The following is a 22,825-nucleotide window of genomic DNA, read 5'->3' as shown; positions in this document are numbered from 1 at the left end:
GGGAAGAACTGAAAAAAAGAGTTAAGAAGAAAGGTTGTATGGAATGATAAATGAGCAAGCGATCGTAAAAGTTGATCGATTAACAAAGCGAATTGGTTCAAAGACGTTAGTAGAAAATATTAGTTTTGAAGTGAAAAAAGGTGAAGTAGTTGGCTTATTAGGACCAAATGGTGCTGGAAAAACGACATTAATGCGAATGATGGTCGGAATGATTCGTATGACAGAAGGAGAAGTATGGATTGATGGTCAATCTGTAAAACAGCAATTTGAAAAAACTGCTGCGAAAATTGGTGCTGTAATTGAGACACCAGAATTTTATCCTTTCTTAAGCGGCTATGAAAATTTAACATATTTCGGACGAATGAATGGGAATGTGACTGAAGAGCGTATCGATGAAGTAGTGCAATTGTTAGGAATGGGACAAGTAATTGACCGTAAAGTAAAAGCATATTCACTCGGTATGAGACAGCGTTTAGGAATTGCTCAGGCACTTATACATAATCCAGATGTATTAATACTAGACGAACCGACGAACGGATTAGATCCTAGTGGTATACATGAAATGCGGATGTACATAAAGAAAATTGCGCATGAACAAGGAAAAGCTGTTCTTGTTTCTAGTCACTTACTCTCAGAAGTTGAATTAATGTGTGACAGGGTTATTATTATTCAGCATGGAGAATATGTCGCAACACAAAATATTCAAAGTGATAAAAAGGAAGAAAAAGAAGAAATACATATACGTGTAGATGATGCGAATAAAGCGGCAGAGGTTTTAGAATACGATGTTTTAGTAAAAGAAAACGAATTAATTATAAACGTGAAAGATGAAGAAGTTCCAAATATTCTTCGTACATTGATGGAGAAAAACATTCAAGTTTATCGTGTATATGAAGAAAGAAAAACGCTAGAAGAGCAGTTTTTAGAATTAACAGGAGGAAAAGATATTGTTTAATTTAGTTTATAACGAGCTGTATAAAATATTTAAGCGAAAGCGAACGATTATTCCTTTTGCAGTTATTGCGGTATTAATTATTGGATTAGGATGGGTTACGGTAAAATATTTAGAGCCAGAAACAAAAGGGTGGAAAGCGGATTATACAGAACGCACTGTAGAAATTGAGAAAAAGCTCGGCATGAAAAAAGAGGATATTTTAACAGAAAAGTCAGGAGACGAGCTTGTAAAGGAATACCAGCTTAAAATGAAGCATTTAGATACGAATACAGCGCCAGCAAGTAGTTCTCCGCTTTCATTTATGAGAGATACAGGTTTTATCGTATTTCCAATTTTACTTCCGTTTATTCTCGTATATGCGAGTACGATTTTTGCGAATGAATATAGCTGGGGAACATATAAATTTTTAACAATTCGTCCAGCGAGCCGATTTAAAATTTTAACATCTAAGTTTTTGGCAATCGTTATATTTGCGGCATTATTATTTATATTTAATATGATTTTTTCCGTATTATGCGGGTTGATTATTTATAAATTCCAACAACCAGCTTGGGCTGAATTTGTCGTTCAAAATGGAAATATAATAAAACAAAATATTTTCGTAGAAGCAAGTAAATATTATATTTTATCTTGGTTACCAACTCTTGTGTATGCTGCATTTGCCTTTATGATTTCCGTTTTAACGAGATCGAGCGGAGGTGCAATCGGGATTTCTTTATTTCTTGCATTATCAGGGGGAATAGCGCTAATTCCGGCAGCAAGATATGAATGGGCGAAATATTTATTACCAGCGAATACAGATTTATATGGGCTTTTAAAGGGTGGAAGCTTTATTGATGGAGTAACATTCCCATTTGCTTCTTGTATGCTTCTTCTATACTTAGCTGTATTTTTAGGGGTTTCCTATACTGTATTTATAAAACGAGATTTAACAGCATAAACAAAAAGCCGTTAAGGGTAACTTAACGGCTTTTTGTTTGTAATAATTGATGAATAGCTTCTTCGGCTAATAGGGCGAAATACTCTGCGCTAATAGGCAATGCTTTTTCATCTACTGTAAAAGCTGGATGATGCCATTCATGTGTACCACTTGTTCCCATAAAGACGAATGAACCTGGTATTTCTTGTTGGTAAAAAGAAAAGTCTTCTCCTGCCATTGATGGTGTAGGAGAGATAACGTTTAGATTCATTTTCTCTGCAATATGAATAGAAAAATCAGTGAGTACTTTATCGTTTTGAACAGCAGGAGGACCTGGATAAAATCGGAATTCTGTTTTTACACCTAATGCATCAGAAACGCCATTAATGATACGTTTCATTAATGCCGGAATCTTTTCACGTGTTTCAGCTTGGAATGTACGGACAGTTCCTTCTAATATTGCTTTTTCGGGAATAACGTTCCACGTATTCCCTGAATGAATGTTTGTTACACTTACGACAGCGTTATGAGAAGAACTAATATTTCGGCTTACAATCGTTTGAAGTGCCATAACGATTTGAGATGATGCAACGATAGGATCGACGCCGGCATCAGGCACAGCTGCATGTGTACCAACACCATGGATTTCAATTTCAAATCGATCAACTCCGGCCATTAGTGGCCCATCTTTAATACCGATTGTACCTACTGGTAAATCAGGTTTATTATGCATACCGAAAATAGCTTGCACGCCACGTAAATGCCCAGCTTCAATAACTTTGCAAGCACCATTACTACTTTCTTCAGCTGGCTGGAATATAAGGCGGACAATTCCATTAAGAGAAGCTTCTTTTTCTTTTAATAAGTAAGCCGCACCCAATACAGCAGCTGTATGAAAATCATGCCCACAAGCATGCATTTTACCTTGTATTTTTGAAGTGTATGGAAGGTCAGTTTCTTCCTGGATAGGAAGGGCATCGATATCAGCACGAAGCGCTACAACCGGTCCGTTTTTATTACCAGAAATTTCAGCGATAACTCCTGTTTCTAAATTGGAATCAATAATAGTGATATTGGCCTCGTCTAACCAATTTTTTATCGCTTTTGTCGTTTCAAATTCTTCGTATGATAGTTCTGGATTTTCATGTAAATGCCGACGAATGGAAATAAGTTTTTCTGTTAATTGATCAGGAATAGATGCCACTTATTATGCCCTCTTTCTTAAGTGAAGTATTTGTATTAATTATACAATAATAAAAGAGAGGATTCTCAAATGAAAATCCTCTCTCGTTTTATGCTGCAACTTTTTTATGAGTATGCTGTTTTCGATAACGCCCACGCATTGCGTATGCAATTTGCGGGATTGCGATACCGATTAAAATAAGTGATACACCGAACCATTGTGAAGATAGTACAGCTTCTTTTAAAACGAATACAGACATAATAGTTGTAACTGGTAGTTCTGCTGCACCAAGAATAGTTGCTAATCCAGAACCGATTTTTGGAATGCCAATTGTAAAGGCAATGGACGGAATAACGATACTAAATATTCCTAATCCTAAGCCGTATTTCCAAAGGCCTTGAGAGATCGCCCCGTTAAAAATAAATGTTGGCGGGAATACGATCATGACTAAAGTTAAAGCGCCAGCCATTAAAAGGACACCACGTGGTAAAGAAGGTACTTCAACGGCAACTTTCCCGCTTACGAAAATGTATGTTGCAAATGTAATAGCAGATAATAAGCCTAAAATGATTCCAGTCGTATCGAAATCACCAGCTGATGTTTCTAATAACCCACTTGATAAAAATGTACCTGCAAGTAAGAAGATTACTGAAATAACTTTTTCTCTTGAAGGTAATGTTTTTGTTGCGACTGCTTCAATGATAATTCCAACCCAAACGAACTGGAATAAAAGTATAATTGCAATAGAAGCTGGTACAGTTTTTAAAGAAGCGTAATAAAAAATTCCAGTAAAACTTGCAGACGTTCCTGCGACGAATAAAATTAACATTTGTTTTAGTGGAACACGATGTCTAGAAAATAGAAGTGTAATAGCAAGTAAAATAATCCAACCGAACAAATACTGGCTACCAATTACCTCTCCAAGTGAAAACCCTTCTGCATATGCAAGTTTAACAAAAATAGCTAAAACCCCATAACTACACGCTCCTAATAAAACTAAAAGAGAATAACGAAGCATGAAAAATTCCTCCCATCTATATGAAATTGTTCCGTAACGGACATATATAACTAGAGGGAAGTATACAAAATTAAAAATGAAGGGTCAAATGAAAGAAAAGTGCAAAATTTTATAGAATAATAATAAAAGTATGATATTTATGCATAATCTTGAAATTAATAATAATTAAAGTATTGTAAAATCAGCTTTATGTTGTATAAAGACAGCATTTGAAAAAAATTTTTAAGGCCAATAGGTGTGAAGTCAATTGTAATGTGCTAATCATTTGAGAAACTGTGGAACCTTTGTTATGTTAGTAACAATTAGAAAGAGTTTCATAATTCAATTGAGATTTTTCTATATAATAGAAGGGAATGAAAACGTTTTATTAGAAAATGTGTGAAAGGGTAGTTTTTCTTATTGTCATGTTGGAAAAGTGAATTCATGAAATGTCCATAGTATTTTCAATTGTTTTTGCTACAATATTGAAGAGGAGAGGAGTGGAATAATGCAAGATATTAGTATTTTTTTAGCGTTTGGAGCTGGGTTCTTATCATTTATATCCCCATGTTGCTTACCGCTTTATCCGGCATTTTTATCATACATAACAGGTATGTCGGTTTCTGAATTGAAAGAAGAAAATGCAATGCTTCGCAAAAGAAGTATGATACATACAGCGTTTTTCTTACTTGGTTTTTCAATTATTTTTATTGCAATTGGATTTGGTACAAGTTTTATTGGAGGCATCTTTACAAATTATAAAGATTTAATTAGACAGTTAGGCGGTATATTTATCATCGTGTTTGGTCTTATTATTGTCGGTGTATTTAAGCCGAAGTTTTTAATGCAAGACCGTAAATTTACGTTTAAAAATCGTCCGAGTGGTTATTTTGGTTCAGTTTTAATTGGATTGGCTTTTGCTGCTGGATGGACACCTTGTACTGGACCTATATTAGTGTCTGTAATTGGATTAGCTGCAACAAATCCAGAATCGGCAATGATTTATATGATTGCTTACATACTTGGATTTGCTATCCCGTTTTTCCTACTTTCATTCTTTATTACGAAAATGTCTTGGATTAAAAGAAATAGTATGAAATTCATGAAGATTGGAGGATACGTTATGATTGTCATGGGTATCTTCCTATATTTTAACTGGATGACGAAAATTATCGTATATTTCTCAAGTTTATTTGGTGGTTTTACCGGTTTTTAGTATTATTCTGTGAAAATGTTGGAAATACTAACGGAAAAGCATATAATAAAATTATATTTTGCATATAGCCACAAAAAAGGATGAGAAAATATGAACATAGTTCTGTTATCAAGTATCGTTGCTGTTTGTATGGCTGTCGGTGCGATGTTTATTCGTTTAAAAGCAGCTAAGAAACCTGCAACATTGAAAAAAATTATACTTCCCCCATTTTTTATGAGCACGGGAGCGTTGATGTTTGTTTTTCCTGAATTTCGATTAACTCCAGCAGAAATGTTAGAAGCAATTGGCGTCGGTTTGTTTTTCTCTATTTTTCTTATTAAAACATCTAAATTTGAAATTAGAGGACAAGAGATTTATTTGAAGCGTTCAAAAGCATTTGTTTTTATACTAATTGGATTACTTGTCGTGCGGATTGTATTTAAAACATACTTAAGCCAATCTCTTGATTTAGGACAACTTAGTGGCATGTTCTTCTTACTGGCGTTCGCGATGATTGTGTCATGGAGAATTGCAATGTACCGTTCCTTTACGAAATTACAGAAGGAAATGGAAAAAGAAGACGGTTTTTATAATGAAAAAGATATGAAGTTAACGTAAAGAGTGTTATATGTATAAAGAAACAACGTCTGATTAGACGTTGTTTTTTGTTAATCACTGAAAGGTAACTTCCTCAATTCTAGTTGTGATGTATAAATTGTCGACCATCGAAGAAGCAATTTAAGTTTGACGTTATGAATGGACCGATATAAGGAATACTATTTGGTTTGAAGTTTTATCACCGGTAATTGGTGGCTAAGTTAGATTAGGTTGGATCGTATAGGAGACGTTCCTTCATTAACAATTACTCCACTTGATGGTACTGATACAACATGAAAGTGGAATGTTAATGACGAAATTTCGCTTAGCTTAAGTGTCTTGAGCCGAATCTAATATTGCAAATATAAATGCAACAGGATGAATTGCTGCGAATACAACATATACCTCTGTAAATATTACAGGTACTGGTGATACGATTTATACGAGTGCTGTAGGGTTACAGATAGATTTAGCGAAAGCGAGATTAATTGCTACAAAATCAGTAACTGTAAGTTGAGCTTATAAAAAAGATTGCTATAAAATAGCAATCTTTTTTATAAGGAATAATGGGCTTACTTTGCAAGTAAAGTTTTATAGTTAGAATAATCAATCTCTTTTTCTTGTAGTTTCTTAATTAAAAATTTATGATCGCGCTTCGGTGTGGCAACGATATATCCTTGTATGATTAAATCTTGTGTAATTTTTGGAGCGTTTTCCTTTATTGCAAGTTCCCCAATTTTACCGGCAATTTTTGACTTAGCAACATCGCGAAATAATTCCGGAACGGGACTTACTAGTTCTTCTAACAATTGTTTTTGTTCGTCAGCCCATAAGTGTCTTGTTTTATTAATATAGTGATCTTCCCAATCCAAAATGGACATACCGTCTTCTTTCGGCAACCGTTTTAGGAATTTTCTGAACATGAAATATCCACCAATGGACATAAGCCCTAATAATACAACAGTCCAAACGACTATAAACCAACTAAACCATCCTTCAAGCAATTGAATGCCCTCCTTTAACGAAAGCAATATTTTGTATTTTATTTATATTATAAGCAATGAGATTCATAGAAAGCAAGAACGCTTGATCATTTTGACCAAGCGTTGTGATTTAAACGAAGTATAGTTGTTCAACACATAAAATATCATTGTCATTTTCTACATATTCAATGATGAGTGTGCCAACTTTACGATCTTTATCTTCAGTTGTGAAAATAGAGTAAGAAGTAAAACGTGTTGTTGATAGGCCGCTTATATGTGTAGGTAAAGGAATGTAGTCGTTATCGCGGAAGAATTCCATCAGTTCAATATCTTCAAATTCTTTTCGGTCAACTTGTTTGTTTGTATAGCGGCGTTGAAGTTGTTTTAAAGATGCATTCCAAGAAATTGCTTTTGTGTCGTATACCATTGTTCTATCTCCTTACTGTATGTAATTATTAAGAACATACGTTCTAATCTAGTATACTCTTTTTATAAGAAAAGGGAAAGCAAAAAATAATGTAAGCTTGGATTTCCAAGCTTACATTATTTTGCGTCCGTCATAATCTCTATTTTTTATTATAAGTTAGATAAGAATAAGAAACAAGATGATATATATCTTGTTGATAGTTTTCAAAATTCTGTTTATTATTTATGTAATACAGTACAAGGGAATGAGAGGGATGACATACGTAATTTCACTCCAAGGACCGATGGCAAGTGGGAAAACAACATTGGCAAAAAGGTTAGAGCAATATGAGCTTTCAATTATATACGAAAATCCATATCCAATTGTAGAAAAAAGAAAAGAATTACATTTAGATATGAACTCAAAAGAGGGGTTTATTACAAATCAAAAAATGTTTATTGAAGCAAAAATAAAAGAGTTTCAAAATGTGAAAAGCTCAGTCGTGATTTTTGATCGTGGACCAGAAGATATTGAATTTTATACACTCTTTTATCCGAAGATGATAGGGAAAGAGTGGGGTATAGAAACAGAATTAAAAGATGAATTGTATAAATTAAGAGAATGCCGTTCGGATGCAATTTTTTATTTAGATGTTTCGAAAGAGAGTTTGTATGATAGGAGAAATAATGATAGGACAAGAAATCGAAGTACATTTGAGGAACAATTTAAATTAGTAGAAGTTGAAAAAGAATGGTATAAACAATTTCCCGTAACTTATGTGGACACTAATATATTATCAGTGGACGAATTAGAGGCATATTTTATAGGGTGGCTAAGGGAGAAAAGGCTATGAAAAAAATATTATTATTCGTATACCCGACATTTGCAGAGTTTGAAATAACGGTAGCAACAGCATTGCTGAAAAAGAAATATGAAATCATTACAGCGGGTTTAACAAAAGAAATGATTATAAGTGAAACAGGCTTACAAGTACAGCCGCATATAGAATTAAGTGAAGTGCGTGTAGAAGAATATGAGGGGATTATCATTCCGGGCGGAGATGAAATACATATGAAAGAGGCGAAACTGCTTTTTTCAGTTATTCGTCAATTTTCTGAGCAAGGAAAATTAGTGGCAGCGATTTGTGCTGGACCGTATGCGTTAGCAAGGGCAGGTTTACTAAAAGAAATCTCTTATACAGTGACCATAGATTATCAAAAATTAGATTGTTTTCCAGTAGAAAATTTTGTGTATACAGAAGTTGTACAGCACGCAAATATTATTACAGCACAAGGACATGCATTTGTGCCATTTGGACTAGCGATTGCCTCCTATTTTGGAGTAGTGAATGAACATAATACAAATTTTTATAGTGGAAAGGGCAATATAATGATGGAGAATCTTTTACCGGAAAACGTGTAAAAACTAGCGAATGCTAGCTCTTTTCTTTTTTACATCGATAAATCACTAACGTTTTCGGATCGCGCCATATACCGTTATGAAATGATAAATCATTTTCTATTTCTTCTTTTAGCCATTCCTTCATTTCGGTGTGAAGGGACATATTATCAGGTATATTCAACGACGGGAACATGCTAGAAATATAGTTAACGATTGGAGTGGCATGATGAAAAACAAGTGCATTATGAATAATTGTTTCTTCAACAGTTGAAAAAACAGAGTGTAATAGATCTTTACCATTTTCTAAACAAAATGGAGCTACTGACGGTGATGTTTTTGGTAAATCAAATGTGACTAACATTTTGTTACACATTTCATCTATACGAGGTAATGAAACTTTAGAATTTGTTGTAGCTAAAAGGGCGCCGCCAGGACGAATTATCTTATGGAATCCTTGAATAGTTTTTTCGACATCTTTCATGTGGTATAACATATGCCTTGCGATTAGCAGGTCATAACAATTAGCTTCGAAAGGAAGTTTACTAGCGTCACCGAGTTTCCATTCAATCATATTATTCGTTATAGCAGCTTCAGAAAGCATAGTTTCGGATTGATCAAAACCAGTTAGATGTCCTTTATGACCATTAGTTTGCAAAAGGGAAAGAAATTTTCCGTTAGCACACCCGACCTCTAATATTTTTTCTTCCCCTTGGAGCTGTAAATGTTCAGTGACGACTTCATCTACATTCACTTGTTTTTCTTCGTAATGTTTATGCGTATCGATACGTGTTTGTAAATGGTTACTTACGTTGTATTGGCGTTTTACATCATTCATTTTTTCACATTCCACCTTTATGCAAAATTGCTGAATCGCATGTGTTAATACATCTGTTTTATTTAAACCTTCGTAATGGAGTGCGTCTTCAAACCTTGTAAGTAATTTTTCTTCAATTCGAAAATGAATATCTTTTCGCTTCGCCACTGAAATTTCGCCCCTTTGCATCTGTTAGTGAGACTATAGCACGTCTGAAAAAAATCTGTAAATAAATTGTGTACACAAGTACAAGTATGAGAGGGATAAAAAATTGCTTGAATAATATTTTAAACTATTGACGATTTAACCGTTTTCATATATTCTTAAATTAAGTAATATTCAAATAATTCAAAAGAAATGAGAGAGTCACATGCTTCTTCAAGGAACACATCGAATTGGTCGTATGGCCATGCTGTTGGCACTTGCGGATGAGAATGAAAGTCCCGTATTATCTATTCCGAAAGGTTGGAAATATTGTACTGGGAAAGTTGGTTCTATGAATTCGCAAAAAGTAGTAGCAGCAATGGAAACAGCGGCTAAGAGCAACCGAGTTATTGAAACAGATGTTTACAGAGAAACACATGCACTTTATCATGCAATTATGGAAGCTTTGTACGGAGTGACGAGAGGTCAAATTCAGTTAGCAGACGTTCTTCGTACAGTAGGACTTCGCTTTGCGATTGTGCGCGGTACACCATACGACGGAAAAAAAGAAGGCGAATGGGTTGCTGTTGCACTTTATGGAACGATTGGTGCACCTGTAAAAGGATCTGAGCATGAGGCGATTGGTTTAGGAATTAATCACATATGATTTGCCCATAGTCTATTAGTTAGAAGGGGGCCTTATTTTTTAGGACAGAAGTCTGTCTTAAAAAGATAAGGTCCCCTTTTGCCTTTATAAGGAGGAAAAAGAATGATTACGTTAACAGGACACACATTGACAGTTGAAGAAATGAAGAGGTTGTTACTTGAAGGTGAAGGTGTAACAGCTTGCCCAACTAGTATGCAAAAAGTGGCAGAGTGCCGCGAAGTTGTCGAGAAAATTGTAGAGGACGGAAAAGTCGTTTACGGTATTACAACTGGATTTGGAAAGTTTAGTGATGTACTTATTCAAAAAGATGATGTAAAAGCACTTCAACACAACTTAATTCAGTCACATGCGTGCGGAATAGGCGATCCATTCCCTGAAGAAGTATCACGCGGTATGTTGATTTTACGAGCTAATACGATGTTAAAAGGAGTATCGGGTGTTAGACCACTTGTTGTAAACATGCTTCTTGAGTTTGTAAATCGTAAAATTCATCCAGTCGTTCCGCAACAAGGATCACTAGGAGCGAGCGGTGATTTAGCACCTTTATCTCATCTTGCTCTCGTTTTATTAGGTGAAGGTGAAGTGTTCTACAAAGGAAAACGAGTTCATGCGATGGTTGCTCTTACAGAAGAAGGACTTGAACCTATTGAACTTGAAGCAAAAGAAGGTCTTGCGTTAATCAATGGTACGCAGGCAATGACAGCGCAAGGGGTTCTTTCTTATATAGAAGCTGAAGCAAGTGCTTATCAATCAGAATTAATTGCATCGATGACAATGGAAGGATTACGCGGCATTATTGATGCATTCGATGAAAATGTTCATAAAGCGCGTGGTTATAAAGAGCAAGTCGAAGTGGCAAGCAGAATTCGTGATATTCTTCATGATAGTAAACTTGTGACAAAACAAGGAGAACTTCGTGTACAAGATGCATATTCACTTCGTTGTATCCCGCAAGTTCACGGTGCTTCTTGGCAAGTTTTAAATTATGTGAAAGAAAAATTAGAAATTGAAATGAATGCAGCAACAGATAATCCACTTATTTTTGATGGCGGTGAAAAAGTAATCTCTGGTGGTAATTTCCACGGACAACCAATTGCATTTGCAATGGACTTCTTAAAAGTAGGGATGGCGGAGCTTGCAAATATTTCAGAGCGCCGTATTGAACGCCTAGTAAATCCGCAATTAAATGACTTACCACCATTTTTAAGTCCAGAACCAGGACTTCAATCAGGTGCCATGATTATGCAATATGCAGCGGCTTCACTCGTTTCAGAAAATAAAACGTTAGCACATCCAGCGAGTGTAGATTCAATTCCGTCTTCAGCTAACCAAGAAGATCACGTAAGTATGGGAACAATCGCTTCACGTCATGCGCATCAAATTATTCAAAATGCAAGACGTGTTCTTGCAATTGAGATGATCTGTGCGATGCAAGCAGCAGAATATCGCGGAATTGAAAACATGAGTACAGTTACAAAAACGTTCTATCATCAAGGTCGTCAGCAAGTGCCTTCTATTACAAATGACCGTATATTCTCAACGGATATTGAAAATATCGCGCATTGGTTAAAAACGAATTATTCAATAAAGGAAAGATTGGATGTAAATGCAGCACTATAAAACGAGAAAAGGGAGAGATTGAAATGGAAAAAGTACAACAAACAATTCGTGCGGCAAGAGGTACTGAGTTACAAACGAAAGGATGGGTTCAAGAAGCTGCACTTCGAATGTTAATGAACAATTTAGATCCTGAAGTAGCTGAAAAACCAGAAGAATTAGTTGTATATGGCGGAATTGGCCGTGCAGCTCGTAATTGGGAAAGCTACCATGCAATTGTTGATTCATTAAAAACGTTAGAAAACGATGAAACGTTACTTGTTCAATCAGGAAAACCGGTAGCAATTTTTAAATCACATGAAGATGCGCCTCGCGTTCTTTTAGCGAACTCAAACTTAGTACCGAAGTGGGCGAACTGGGATCACTTCCGTGAACTAGAGAAAAAAGGTCTTATGATGTACGGACAAATGACAGCGGGTAGCTGGATTTACATTGGGACACAAGGGATTTTACAAGGAACATATGAAACATTTGGTGAAGCGGCACGTCAACATTTCGATGGTTCATTAAAAGGTACTGTAACGATTACTGCTGGTTTAGGTGGCATGGGTGGCGCACAACCGCTTGCTGTAACGATGAACGGCGGTGTTGTAATTGCTATTGATGTAGATAAGCGTAGTATCGATCGTCGTATTGAAAAGAGATATTGTGATAAGTATACAGAATCATTAGAAGAAGCATTGGCTATTGCAAACGAATATAAAGAGAAGAAAGAGCCTATTTCAATTGGATTATTAGGTAATGCAGCAGAAATTTTACCTGAGTTAGTAAACCGTAATATTATCCCTGACTTAGTTACGGATCAAACTTCTGCCCATGATCCATTAAACGGTTATATTCCAGTAGGTTACACAGTAGAAGAAGCAGCGAAGCTTCGTGAAGAAGATCCAGAACGTTACGTACAATTATCAAAAGAAAGTATGAAAAAACATGTAGAAGCAATGCTTGCAATGCAAGAAAAAGGCGCGATTACATTTGATTACGGAAATAACATTCGCCAAGTTGCTTTCGATGAAGGATTAAAAAATGCTTTCGATTTCCCGGGATTCGTTCCAGCATTTATCCGTCCATTATTCTGTGAAGGAAAAGGACCATTCCGCTGGGTAGCACTTTCTGGTGATCCAGAAGATATTTATAAAACAGACGAAGTTATTTTACGCGAGTTCGCGGATAATGAGCATTTATGTAATTGGATTCGTATGGCACGTCAGCAAGTTGAGTTCCAAGGTCTTCCATCACGTATTTGTTGGCTTGGTTATGGCGAGCGTGCGAAATTTGGCCGCATTATTAATGAAATGGTGGCTAATGGTGAATTATCAGCACCGATCGTTATCGGCCGTGACCATTTAGATTGTGGATCAGTAGCATCTCCAAACCGTGAAACAGAATCTATGAAAGACGGTAGTGATGCAGTAGCAGACTGGCCAATTTTAAATGCATTAATTAACAGTGTAAACGGTGCAAGCTGGGTGTCTGTTCATCACGGTGGTGGCGTTGGTATGGGTTATTCACTTCACGCTGGAATGGTTATCGTTGCAGATGGAACAGAAGCAGCGGCAAAACGTATTGAACGCGTATTAACTTCTGACCCTGGTATGGGTGTTGTTCGTCACGTTGATGCAGGCTATGACTTAGCGGTTCAAACTGCAAAAGAAAAAGGCGTTAACATTCCAATGATGAAATAAGGAGGAAGAAACATGCTGGACACTTTACTAATAAATATCGGTCAATTACTAACAATGGATCAAGAAGATGGCTTGTTAAGACGGGAAGCGATGAATACGCTTCCTGTTATTGAAAACGGTGCGGTTGGAATTGAAAATGGTGTAATTACTTTCGTTGGAACAGCGGAAGAAGCTAAAGGATTACAAGCGAAAGAGGTTATTGATTGCGGTGGGAAAATGGTTTCTCCTGGTCTTGTTGATCCGCATACTCATCTTGTATTTGGTGGATCTCGTGAAAATGAAATCGCGCTAAAACTACAAGGAGTTCCGTACTTGGAAATTTTAGAACAAGGTGGAGGTATTCTTTCAACTGTAAATGCAACGAAACAAGCGTCGAAAGAAGAACTTGTTCAAAAAGCTAAATTCCATTTAGACCGTATGCTATCTTTCGGAGTTACAACTGTAGAAGCGAAGAGTGGTTACGGATTGGATGATGAGACAGAATGGAAACAATTAGAGGCAACTGCACAATTACAAAAAGAGCATCCAATCGATTTAGTTTCAACATTTTTAGGTGCTCATGCAGTTCCGAAAGAGTACAAAGGAAAATCGAAAGAATTTTTACAATGGATGCTAGATCTATTGCCAGAAATGAAAGAGAAGCAATTAGCTGAGTTCGTTGATATTTTCTGTGAAACAGGTGTGTTCTCTGTAGAAGAATCAAAAGAATTTTTATTAAAAGCGAAAGAGCTTGGCTTTGATGTGAAAATTCATGCAGATGAAATCGACCCTCTTGGTGGTGCGGAAGCAGCGGCTGAAATTGGTGCAGCATCAGCGGACCATTTAGTTGGCGCTTCTGATAAAGGAATTGAAATGCTTGCGAATTCTAATACAGTAGCAACTTTATTACCAGGAACAACTTTCTATTTAAATAAAGAAAGCTTCGCACGCGGCCGCAAAATGATTGATGAAGGTGTTGCAGTTGCTTTAGCTACAGACTTTAACCCAGGTAGCTGTCCAACTGAAAACATTCAGCTTATTATGAGCATTGCGATGCTGAAACTGAAAATGACACCAGAAGAAGTTTGGAATGCGGTAACAGTGAACTCATCTTATGCCATTAATCGAGGCGATGTAGCTGGGAAAATTAGAGTTGGTCGTAAGGCGGATTTAGTTTTATGGGATGCTTATAATTACGCTTACGTACCGTACCATTACGGCGTAAGTCATGTAAATACAGTATGGAAGAATGGGAATATCGCATATACAAGAGGTGAACAATCGTGGAGCACGGCCACTATTTAAAGAAAAATGCAAAGTTTATCGATCGTGAAGTGACGAAGTGGAGCGAAATGATTAAAAATTGGGAGGAAGGTGTGGAAATATTCGGTGCTGCCTTAATTGGAGCGCCCCTTTCTAAACCATCTATTAGTCATTCAGGAGCATGTTTTGCACCAAAAACAATTCGTTCAATGTTGGATGCATATAGCACGTACGCAATTACAGAAGAACACGATATGAAAGAAAGTGTTCTTCATGATTGTGGTGATATTACGATGCATGTGACAGATATAAAAGAGAGTCATAACCGAATTGCGAAAACAGTTGGTCACTTGACGAAAGTAAATCCGAAAATGATACCAATCGTTCTTGGTGGTGACCACTCGATTAGTTTTCCGAGTATAACTGGTTTTGCAAATAGTAAAGAGAAGGTCGGTATTATTCAATTTGATGCCCATCATGATTTACGTAATTTAGATGATGGTGGTCCATCAAATGGTACACCGTTCCGTAGTTTGCTAGAAAATGATGTGATTACAGGAAAACAGCTCGTTCAAATTGGGATTCGTAATTTTTCAAATGCACGAGCGTACCATGAATATGCAAAAGAGCATGGCGTGACAGTGTATACAATGAAAGATGTAAGAGAGCGAAAAATAAAAGATCTTATTTCAGAAAGTATTGAAGTATTAAGAAAACAAGATGTGACTTCTATTTATATTTCTCTTGATATGGACGTACTAGACCAAGCGTTTGCGCCGGGCTGTCCAGCAATTGGCCCTGGTGGGATGGATAGTACAACTTTACTTGATGCAATTGAATTCCTTGGTAAAGAGCCACTCGTTCAAGGGATGGATATAGTAGAGATTGATCCAACTCTTGATTTTAGGGATATGACGAGTAGAGTAGCTGCGCAAGTGATTATGAGTTTTCTTTTAGCGCGAGAAACGATTAGTAAACAGGTTAGTATATAAGCGAAGGATCGTGTGTGAAGTTTTGAAGCAACCGTTTTTGTCATTATATAAAAATACATCGCTACTTATATGTAGTGATGTGTTTTTTTTGTTTTACAAGGTATATAAAATTGGAGAAAATGGGTGTAGAAATGTAACAAAATCGCGGGTTTTTTAGTGTTTCTGTACAGCCTGAATTTTTATGTGTAAATAAATTGACATAGAAAATAATTGTGTGATATTATAAAAATTTTGCTAAAAAAATAAATGTGTGTTAAGATTGAGAAGGTTACCATATATGGAGGTGGATTATTTGTTTCAAATTGGCGATAACATCGTTTATCCAATGCACGGAGCAGGTATAATTAAAGCCATAGAAGAAAAGGAAATCTCAGGAGAAAAAAGACAGTATTATGTTATAAAAATGTCGGCTAGTAATATGGAAGTAATGATTCCTATGGGGAAAATATTGAGTTCAAATATACGACCAGTTACAGATATAAAGGCATTAACAAACATAATAGATATTTTTCAGCATGGGGAATCAGATAGATTACTTACGTGGAAACAAAGGTATAAATTGAACACTGATAAAATAAAAACGGGTAAAATACAAGAAGGTGCTGAAGTTGTACGTGATTTATTACGTATGCAGAAAGAAAAAGCACTTAATGCAAGCGAAAAGAAAATGTTAGATAACGCACATGAATTTTTGATTAGTGAGCTGGGATTAATTGAAGGTATCACAGAAAATCAAATAAAAAGCTTTTGTTAAGATTCATTGTAGATAATGTATTACATCCCAAAAAAGATCTTGAATTTTTTGGGAATATAATTATAGAAAATCAATCATTTCAAAGACATTCAACTCTTTCAAACCACTTTTAGAGCATTAACCTCTTTTGTTATTACTACAATTTAATCCATTTTTATTTTTTAATTTCTTTTACGAATGTTCGAAGTTTAATTAAATAACTCGATAAAATAGTTACTTGATTTTTGCAATCCTGATTCACACTGGCACGGACGAGGAGCCGTAAGGATGAAAGAGAGGTAGGGCTTTCATTGTTTTAGGTATATAAGTTATTATTTTTAGAAGAATACTGAACCACTCCCACTTCTATTGTTAAGAGATTTTCCATATGTGAGGAGATAATAATTGTTTATTTTCTTTATTTAAAAGAGATAAACGAATTGTTAGCCTTATATGGTCAACTAAAAAAGGTTTCCTACTTAGGAAACCTTTTTAATTTTATTTATTCCATTTCAGGATATTTTTGTTTTGTTAGTTATCGGGAAAAAGTAAACAAATGTTACTCCATTACGATAATAGGTTTAATCGTTTTTCCTGTTTTAGAATCTTCAAATGCTTGAGCAATTTCTTCAAAAGAATAGAATTGTACAAACTTATCGAATGGGAATAGTCCTTTTTGATAGAAATTAATTAATTTTGGAATGAATAGTTGTGGTACTGCATCACCTTCAACTACCCCTTTAATTGTAATAGCTTTTACGACAATTTCATTTGTTACGTTTAAAGTTAAATCCTTTTTACCAACAGCAACAGTTGCCATTGTACCTTTTACTCGTAAGCATTGAATGGATTGCAGTGTAACAATATTTACGCCAGTTGTTTCAAATGAGTAATTAGCTCCACCGTTTGTAATTTCTTTAATTTTGGCAACTGGATCTTCGTTTAAGCTATTAATCGTGTGTGTAGCCCCTAATTCCTTCGCTAATTCTAAACGACTATCATGAATATCAATGGCAATAATTGTAGTACATCCAGCAATTTTAGCTGCCATTAAGCCACTAAGGCCAACAGCACCGGTTCCAAATACAACTAGGCTACTACCTGGTTTTGGCTGTAATGAATTTAGGATCGTACCGCTACCAGTCATAATTCCACAACCAAGTGGTCCTAATAAACGTATATCAACATCTTTTGGTACTTTTACAGCATTATTCTCATTAACAACGGCATGGTATGCGAATGAAGATTGGCCGAAGAATTGAGAAATGTCATTATTGTTAAGATCGTGTATAGGTGTTACATGGCGTTTGTTTTTTCCAGAGAAGTTTAATTCAATCATATTTTCGCAAGCGGCAGCATTACCATCTAAGCAATTTTCACAATGACCACAGTAAGAAAATCCAAGTACAACATGGTCACCAGGTTTAACCGATGTTACATTACTTCCCACTTTTTCCACGATACCAGAACCTTCATGTCCTAAAACAACTGGTTTTGGTGTTGGCATTGTACCGTCTAAAACTGTTGCATCTGTATGACATATACCCGAAGCGATAATTTTTACTAATACTTCATCGTCTTTAATCTCGTCTAAGTATACTTCTTGCATATTAAAATTTTTTTCAGGTGTAGAAACGATAGCTTTTGTTTTCAATGTTATCCTTCTTTCTAAAAGTTAAATAAGAAAAAATACTTTCAACTATCTAGGAGTCTTTTATTAGTTCCTAAAATTTCGTTGGTATAATTAAAAAACAAATGAATTATTGAAACCTCGTTAGTGTAAGTTTGAACATAGTACATTGGAAACAGGTTCTTTTTGGTTAGTAAATAGTTAAATAATTAATTACCAATATATTCTATAGTAATAAAACTAGAAAAAAAGAAAACATCCACTTAATAAGTATTTTCCTCATCCACTTACTGGACATTAGAATAAACAGTAGATTCTTGAATTTCAGAACCCTTAAAGTTAAAAACGGTTAGTTTTATTATACGAATATTCCTACGTAAGAGCGTATAAATTGACGTTACTATCTAAAAGTAAGTATGATGCGATTATAGTTAGATTTTTTTAGGGGGAAGAAAAATGACAAGTTCGAATAATAAAGCGGCAAGTATTTATGAAGGAACAAATATAAACGCTTGGGGGTCTTTTGAAAATATTGAAGAAACGAAGTTATTTCATCCGATTCAAATTGGATCTTGGTCTCTTCGTAATCGCATAGCGATGGCACCGATGACGAGATGTTTTGCAAATAATGAGACTGGAGTCGTTGGTGCTGACGTAGTCGAATATTACCGAAAACGTGCTGCTGATGGGATTGGACTAATTATTACAGAAGGAATTGTCATTAGCCCGAGAGCAAAAGGGAATCCAGGAGTACCAGGTATTTATACACAAGCGCAAGTCGATTCTTGGAAACCTGTTACAGAGGCAGTACATAAAGAAGGCGGAACGATTATTGCTCAAATATGGCATGTTGGACGTATGAGTCATCACGAAATAATTGGTGATCAAATGCCGCAAGCACCTTCTGCTATTGCTGCGGAGGGGAATGTTCCGCGTTTTCGTAAACCGTTTGATACACCAGAAGCAATGACAATAGAAGAAATAAAAGAAGTTATCGGTCAATATGCACAAGCCGCAAAGAATGCGATAGAAGCTGGATTTGATGGTGTAGAAATTCACGGTGCACACGGATATTTAATTGACCAATTTACTTATGAATTTGCGAATAAGCGTATTGATAAATACGGCGGTGACTTAAAACAAAGGTTAACGTTTATGAAAGAAGTTGTTCAGGCTGTAATTGAAGCAGTTGGAGCTGATAAAACGCTTCTTCGCTTCTCTGCCTTTAAAGGTGATAATCCTACTTATATGTGGGAACATCCTGAACTTGCAATTGAAACGTTTGTAAATATGTTTAAAGAAGTTGGATTAACGATGATTCACCCTTCAACGATGAATTATACGCAAGTTATTGCTGACGGCAAGAATTTTCATCAATTAGTAAGAAAGTATTGGGATAGTACTATCGTAGGAGTAGGTAATTTGAATCCGAAAGAGGCAGAAGAAGCACTGCAAGAAGGAACAATTGATGTAGCGGCGTTCGGAAGACCAGTAATCGCTAATCCAGATTTTGTTCAGCGAATTAAAAATGCTGAAAGTTTGGTTGAATATGACGCGAAAGAGCATCTTGCTACGTTAGTGTGAATAAGGATAAAAAGAGAACACATGGAGTGTTCTCTTTTTATTATGGAATTTCATATATAGGGGGAAGCGGAATGAGTGAAGCGCTACTCATTATTATTAGTATATTGCTCTTTTTGATGCTACTTTTAATTGTCTTTTTTATCATTACATTTTTTATTAAAAAACGGACGCATCATTCTATATTAAAACTGCATCCATACTTAGGTAGAATGCGCTATTTACTCGAAAAAATAGGCCCGGAATTTCGGCAATATTGGTTTGATCATGATACTGACGGAAAGCCCTTTTCGCGCTACGATTTTCAAAGTGTTATGTTTCTAGCAAAATACCGTTCTGAAATACTTGGTTTTGGATCAAAACGAGATTTTGAGGAATCTGGCTATTATATTGCTAATACATTATTCCCCACATTAACAGATGAATTAAGTGTGAATCTCACGCAAGAACGTGAGGGGAAAAAATATATGATTCATAAAGAAGGGTTATTTTCAAGAAGAGAAAAATTGACAGCGGATACAACAAACCTTTGGTTGTATGAAGAAGAAGATGCAATTATAGTGGGCGAAAATCGTAAATATCCATGGAAACTGTATGGGATGTTTGGAGCGTCAGCGACATCTTACGGTGCGATTGGAGAAAATTATATTTTATCAGCTGGGTTTGGTGCAAAAATGGCAGGTGGTTCGTGGATTAATACTGGGGAAGGGGGCGTCATTCCAGAACATTTACATACGGGTGCAAATATCGTTGCCCAAATTGGTCCGGGATTATTTGGATACCGTGACGAGGACGGGAATTTTTCGATGAAGGAATTTATGGAGAAGGCGAAAGAAAGTAATATTAAAGCGTTTGAATTGAAATTTGGGCAAGGAGCAAAAATACGTGGTGGTCATTTAGAAGGACAGAAGGTAAATGAGAAAATCGCTTCCGTTCGGAAAGTACGAGAAGGAGAAACGATTAATTCGCCAAATCGTTTTTCATTTATTAGTAGTGCCGCAGAGGCTTTATATTTTATTCAAGATTTACAAGAAAACGGTGGTAAACCAGTGGGCATGAAAATTGTAATTGGTCAACAGAAGCCTTTGGAAGATTTATTAAAAGCAATGAAAGAATTAAACATCTATCCAGATTTTATTACAATCGACGGTTCAGAAGGTGGATCAGGGGCAACATATAAATCGATGGCAGATAGTATGGGGCTGCCGCTTATACCGGCATTACTTACATTTATTGATACAGCAAATCATTACGGTGTCAGGGATAAATTAAAGGTGTTTGCCTCCGGGAAATTAATCACGCCAGATAAAGTGGCGATTGCTTTAGCTATCGGTGCAGATGCCGTAAATTCAGCACGCGGATTTATGATGGCAAGCGGTTGTATTATGGCACTTCAATGTAATTCAGGGCAATGCCCATCTGGGGTTGCAACCACGAATCCACACTACCAAAAAGCATTAGATCCGTATGAGAAAAAATGGCGAGTAATGAACTATGTTATTAGTATGAGATATAGTTTGTTTTCATTAGCGGCAGCAGCAGGGGTAAAGAGCCCGCGCCATTTAACGAGAGAGCATATTGTGTTTAAAGATGAGATGGGGAAAGTAGTTCCACTTTCGGAATTGTTTCCTTCCGTAATTGGGAAGTGAATATGTAGCTGAACAAAAAATAATCAAAAAAGTCATACATTTGTATGGCTTTTTTGGTTATGGGAAAAGTAGAAATTTATTACATGGATGTTCCCGTTTTTCGGTTGCTCTTTTTCAAACAAATTATTTGATGGAGATGAGTTGTCAGAATATTGTTTTTGATGAAAAAATGAAACGATATCTGCATTGACAATAAAAACTAATTAGACTATAATAAATCTCGAATTCAAGATATTTTTTGAAGGATAGTCAAAATCATAAAATCAATATTTAAAATATAATCATAAGAACTGTAGTTTTTTTTGTGAATTATCTCGAATTCGAGATAATTTTTGAACTAAATGAAATGTGTTAGTTTTTTAGAGAGATACCTCAATTTTGTAAAAAATAGTATTGCGGATTGAACTTTATCATATGGACAAAATGAATAATGAATTTTAGCGAATAAACGTTTTTTGTAATGAAATAAAAAAAGGGGTGGAGAAAGTGGAAAAGAAAACGATGGGAATTCATCACATTACAGCAATCGTAGGTCACCCACAAGAAAATGTAGATTTTTATGCAGGTGTATTAGGATTGCGTTTAGTAAAACAAACAGTGAATTTTGATGATCCAGGTACGTATCATCTTTATTTTGGTAATACAGGAGGAAAGCCTGGAACAATTATTACGTTTTTTCCATGGGCAGGTGCTCGTCAAGGTATTATTGGGGACGGTCAAGTAGGCATTACGTCTTATGTCGTACCAAAAGGTACAATGGAGTTTTGGGAAAATAGATTAGAAAAATTCGACGTACCGTATACAAAAATGACTCGGTTTGGAGAACAGTATATAGAATTTGATGATCCACATGGTTTGCATATAGAATTAGTTGAAAGAGAAGAGGGCGAATTAAATAATTGGACTTTTGGGGAAGTTACGCCAGAAGTAGCAATTAAAGGATTTGGCGGTGCTGTTCTTTTATCTGCACAACCTCAAAAAACTGCTGAATTGTTAGAGCATGTTATGGGTCTTGAGAAAGTAGGAGAAGAGGGAGAGTTTATGCGGTTCCGTTCTTCTGCTGATATTGGAAATATTATCGATTTGAGATTATCAACAATTGGACGTGGGCAAATGGGTGTTGGTACAGTTCATCATATTGCTTGGAGAGCGAGTGATGATGCTGATCAATTAGACTGGAAAGAGCATGTGTCTCGCTTTGGATATGGTGTAACCCCTGTACAAGACCGAAACTATTTTAACGCAATTTATTTTAGAGAACACGGCGAAATCTTATTTGAAATTGCAACAGACCCTCCTGGTTTTGCCCATGACGAATCTTTAGAGACGATGGGTGAGGAGTTAAAATTACCGGATCGATATGAACAACATAGAAAACAAATTGAACAGACACTCTTACCATTTGAAGTGAGAAATCTAGATTAAAGTGATTGAA

Annotated in this window: 21 protein-coding genes; 15 read left to right on the top strand and 6 right to left on the bottom strand. The window is 35.8% G+C overall.

Features of this window, described 5'->3' with window-relative positions; all coding sequences use genetic code 11:
- Positions 1-43 precede the first annotated feature (43 nt).
- Entirely contained in the window at positions 44-955 is a 912-nt protein-coding gene (locus LCF45_RS17660; protein WP_002167820.1) for an ABC transporter ATP-binding protein, read from the top strand.
- Complete coding sequence (locus LCF45_RS17655; protein ID WP_002128553.1) at positions 948-1,895, top strand: ABC transporter permease; 948 nt, start codon at positions 948-950, stop codon at positions 1,893-1,895. The genes LCF45_RS17660 and LCF45_RS17655 overlap by 8 nt, the downstream gene beginning before the upstream one ends.
- Before the next feature lie 22 nt (positions 1,896-1,917).
- On the opposite strand, the gene LCF45_RS17650 is transcribed toward LCF45_RS17655, so the two are convergent.
- Both LCF45_RS17650 and LCF45_RS17645 read right to left on the bottom strand, forming a co-directional pair.
- Entirely contained in the window at positions 1,918-3,078 is a 1,161-nt protein-coding gene (locus tag LCF45_RS17650) for a M20 peptidase aminoacylase family protein (protein ID WP_002128552.1), read from the bottom strand.
- 88 nt (positions 3,079-3,166) lie between these two features.
- Positions 3,167-4,075 carry an EamA family transporter gene (locus tag LCF45_RS17645; RefSeq protein ID WP_002128551.1) on the bottom strand — a complete coding sequence of 303 codons (909 nt, stop codon included), beginning with the start codon at positions 4,073-4,075 and terminating at the stop codon, positions 3,167-3,169.
- A 487-nt stretch (positions 4,076-4,562) separates the two neighbouring features.
- Between LCF45_RS17645 and ccdA the strand changes: the two genes are divergently transcribed.
- Both ccdA and LCF45_RS17635 read left to right on the top strand, forming a co-directional pair.
- On the top strand, positions 4,563-5,270 hold the full coding sequence (gene ccdA, locus LCF45_RS17640; RefSeq protein WP_033729854.1) for a cytochrome c-type biogenesis protein CcdA: 708 nt from the start codon (positions 4,563-4,565) through the stop codon (positions 5,268-5,270).
- 90 nt (positions 5,271-5,360) lie between these two features.
- Positions 5,361-5,867, top strand: a complete 507-nt coding sequence (locus LCF45_RS17635) for a CcdC family protein (RefSeq protein WP_002014224.1) — start codon at positions 5,361-5,363, stop codon at positions 5,865-5,867.
- Between the two features lie 551 nt (positions 5,868-6,418).
- Here LCF45_RS17635 and LCF45_RS17630 read toward each other — a convergent pair.
- On the bottom strand, positions 6,419-6,850 hold the full coding sequence (locus tag LCF45_RS17630; RefSeq protein ID WP_002142746.1) for a DUF2621 domain-containing protein: 432 nt from the start codon (positions 6,848-6,850) through the stop codon (positions 6,419-6,421).
- 109 nt (positions 6,851-6,959) lie between these two features.
- Positions 6,960-7,256, bottom strand: coding sequence for a hypothetical protein (locus tag LCF45_RS17625; protein ID WP_002033506.1), 297 nt, complete (start codon positions 7,254-7,256; stop codon positions 6,960-6,962).
- A gap of 253 nt (positions 7,257-7,509) precedes the next feature.
- Here LCF45_RS17625 and LCF45_RS17620 point away from each other — a divergent pair, with 253 nt between their 5' ends.
- Positions 7,510-8,088 (top strand): AAA family ATPase, encoded by a 579-nt coding sequence (locus tag LCF45_RS17620; RefSeq protein WP_002128548.1) that lies wholly within the window; start codon positions 7,510-7,512, stop codon positions 8,086-8,088.
- Positions 8,085-8,657 (top strand): DJ-1/PfpI family protein, encoded by a 573-nt coding sequence (locus LCF45_RS17615; protein WP_002167821.1) that lies wholly within the window; start codon positions 8,085-8,087, stop codon positions 8,655-8,657. Before LCF45_RS17620 ends, LCF45_RS17615 begins: the two co-directional genes overlap by 4 nt.
- Before the next feature lie 13 nt (positions 8,658-8,670).
- Here LCF45_RS17615 and LCF45_RS17610 read toward each other — a convergent pair whose 3' ends face one another.
- Positions 8,671-9,618: a class I SAM-dependent methyltransferase gene (locus LCF45_RS17610; protein WP_078203418.1), complete on the bottom strand. Its 948-nt coding sequence runs from the start codon at positions 9,616-9,618 to the stop codon at positions 8,671-8,673.
- A gap of 202 nt (positions 9,619-9,820) precedes the next feature.
- Here LCF45_RS17610 and hutP point away from each other — a divergent pair, with 202 nt between their 5' ends.
- The 6 genes from hutP to LCF45_RS17580 all read left to right on the top strand — a co-directional run bounded on the left by hutP (position 9,821) and on the right by LCF45_RS17580 (position 16,551).
- Complete coding sequence (hutP, locus tag LCF45_RS17605) at positions 9,821-10,261, top strand: histidine utilization transcription antiterminator HutP (protein ID WP_000926519.1); 441 nt, start codon at positions 9,821-9,823, stop codon at positions 10,259-10,261.
- Positions 10,262-10,363: 102 nt separating this feature from the next.
- The gene (hutH, locus tag LCF45_RS17600) at positions 10,364-11,881 is read left to right on the top strand and encodes a histidine ammonia-lyase (protein WP_002033511.1); all 1,518 of its coding nucleotides are present in this window, start codon (positions 10,364-10,366) and stop codon (positions 11,879-11,881) included.
- A gap of 23 nt (positions 11,882-11,904) precedes the next feature.
- On the top strand, positions 11,905-13,563 hold the full coding sequence (hutU, locus tag LCF45_RS17595; protein WP_002033512.1) for a urocanate hydratase: 1,659 nt from the start codon (positions 11,905-11,907) through the stop codon (positions 13,561-13,563).
- Between the two features lie 12 nt (positions 13,564-13,575).
- On the top strand, positions 13,576-14,847 hold the full coding sequence (hutI, locus tag LCF45_RS17590) for an imidazolonepropionase (protein ID WP_002128543.1): 1,272 nt from the start codon (positions 13,576-13,578) through the stop codon (positions 14,845-14,847).
- Positions 14,826-15,797, top strand: coding sequence for a formimidoylglutamase (hutG, locus tag LCF45_RS17585; RefSeq protein ID WP_263893020.1), 972 nt, complete (start codon positions 14,826-14,828; stop codon positions 15,795-15,797). The genes hutI and hutG overlap by 22 nt, the downstream gene beginning before the upstream one ends.
- A 292-nt stretch (positions 15,798-16,089) precedes the next feature.
- Positions 16,090-16,551, top strand: coding sequence for a CarD family transcriptional regulator (locus LCF45_RS17580; protein WP_170935206.1), 462 nt, complete (start codon positions 16,090-16,092; stop codon positions 16,549-16,551).
- 538 nt (positions 16,552-17,089) lie between these two features.
- On the opposite strand, the gene LCF45_RS17575 is transcribed toward LCF45_RS17580, so the two are convergent.
- Positions 17,090-18,184, bottom strand: coding sequence for an NAD(P)-dependent alcohol dehydrogenase (locus LCF45_RS17575; RefSeq protein ID WP_050000640.1), 1,095 nt, complete (start codon positions 18,182-18,184; stop codon positions 17,090-17,092).
- A gap of 432 nt (positions 18,185-18,616) precedes the next feature.
- Between LCF45_RS17575 and LCF45_RS17570 the strand changes: the two genes are divergently transcribed.
- The 3 genes from LCF45_RS17570 to LCF45_RS17560 all read left to right on the top strand — a co-directional run bounded on the left by LCF45_RS17570 (position 18,617) and on the right by LCF45_RS17560 (position 22,815).
- On the top strand, positions 18,617-19,744 hold the full coding sequence (locus LCF45_RS17570; RefSeq protein WP_078203417.1) for an alkene reductase: 1,128 nt from the start codon (positions 18,617-18,619) through the stop codon (positions 19,742-19,744).
- Positions 19,745-19,815: 71 nt separating this feature from the next.
- On the top strand, positions 19,816-21,390 hold the full coding sequence (locus LCF45_RS17565) for an FMN-binding glutamate synthase family protein (protein WP_002128539.1): 1,575 nt from the start codon (positions 19,816-19,818) through the stop codon (positions 21,388-21,390).
- Between the two features lie 486 nt (positions 21,391-21,876).
- A complete protein-coding gene (locus tag LCF45_RS17560; protein ID WP_002167825.1) occupies positions 21,877-22,815 on the top strand; it encodes a ring-cleaving dioxygenase in 939 nt (312 codons plus the stop codon).
- Positions 22,816-22,825: the final 10 nt, after the last annotated feature.

Source organism: Bacillus sp. 41-22 (genome assembly GCF_025809295.1).
GTDB classification, from domain to species: Bacteria; Bacillota; Bacilli; order Bacillales; family Bacillaceae_G; genus Bacillus_A; species Bacillus_A mycoides.
Note: the sequence above shows the minus strand (reverse complement) of the source record. Positions and strands in the feature narration are given on the sequence as shown.

Bases quoted from the DNA above. Each gene is read 5' to 3' on its own strand.
- hutU (WP_002033512.1), top strand. From the start codon at position 11,905: ATGGAAAAAGTACAACAAACAATTCGTGCGGCAAGAGGTACTGAGTTA.
- ccdA (WP_033729854.1), top strand. From the start codon at position 4,563: ATGCAAGATATTAGTATTTTTTTAGCGTTTGGAGCTGGGTTCTTATCA.
- hutP (WP_000926519.1), top strand. From the start codon at position 9,821: ATGCTTCTTCAAGGAACACATCGAATTGGTCGTATGGCCATGCTGTTG.
- LCF45_RS17615 (WP_002167821.1), top strand. From the start codon at position 8,085: ATGAAAAAAATATTATTATTCGTATACCCGACATTTGCAGAGTTTGAA.
- LCF45_RS17625 (WP_002033506.1), bottom strand. From the start codon at position 7,256: ATGGTATACGACACAAAAGCAATTTCTTGGAATGCATCTTTAAAACAA.
- LCF45_RS17660 (WP_002167820.1), top strand. From the start codon at position 44: ATGATAAATGAGCAAGCGATCGTAAAAGTTGATCGATTAACAAAGCGA.
- LCF45_RS17570 (WP_078203417.1), top strand. From the start codon at position 18,617: ATGACAAGTTCGAATAATAAAGCGGCAAGTATTTATGAAGGAACAAAT.
- LCF45_RS17645 (WP_002128551.1), bottom strand. From the start codon at position 4,075: ATGCTTCGTTATTCTCTTTTAGTTTTATTAGGAGCGTGTAGTTATGGG.
- LCF45_RS17565 (WP_002128539.1), top strand. From the start codon at position 19,816: ATGAGTGAAGCGCTACTCATTATTATTAGTATATTGCTCTTTTTGATG.
- hutH (WP_002033511.1), top strand. From the start codon at position 10,364: ATGATTACGTTAACAGGACACACATTGACAGTTGAAGAAATGAAGAGG.
- LCF45_RS17635 (WP_002014224.1), top strand. From the start codon at position 5,361: ATGAACATAGTTCTGTTATCAAGTATCGTTGCTGTTTGTATGGCTGTC.
- hutI (WP_002128543.1), top strand. From the start codon at position 13,576: ATGCTGGACACTTTACTAATAAATATCGGTCAATTACTAACAATGGAT.
- LCF45_RS17620 (WP_002128548.1), top strand. From the start codon at position 7,510: ATGACATACGTAATTTCACTCCAAGGACCGATGGCAAGTGGGAAAACA.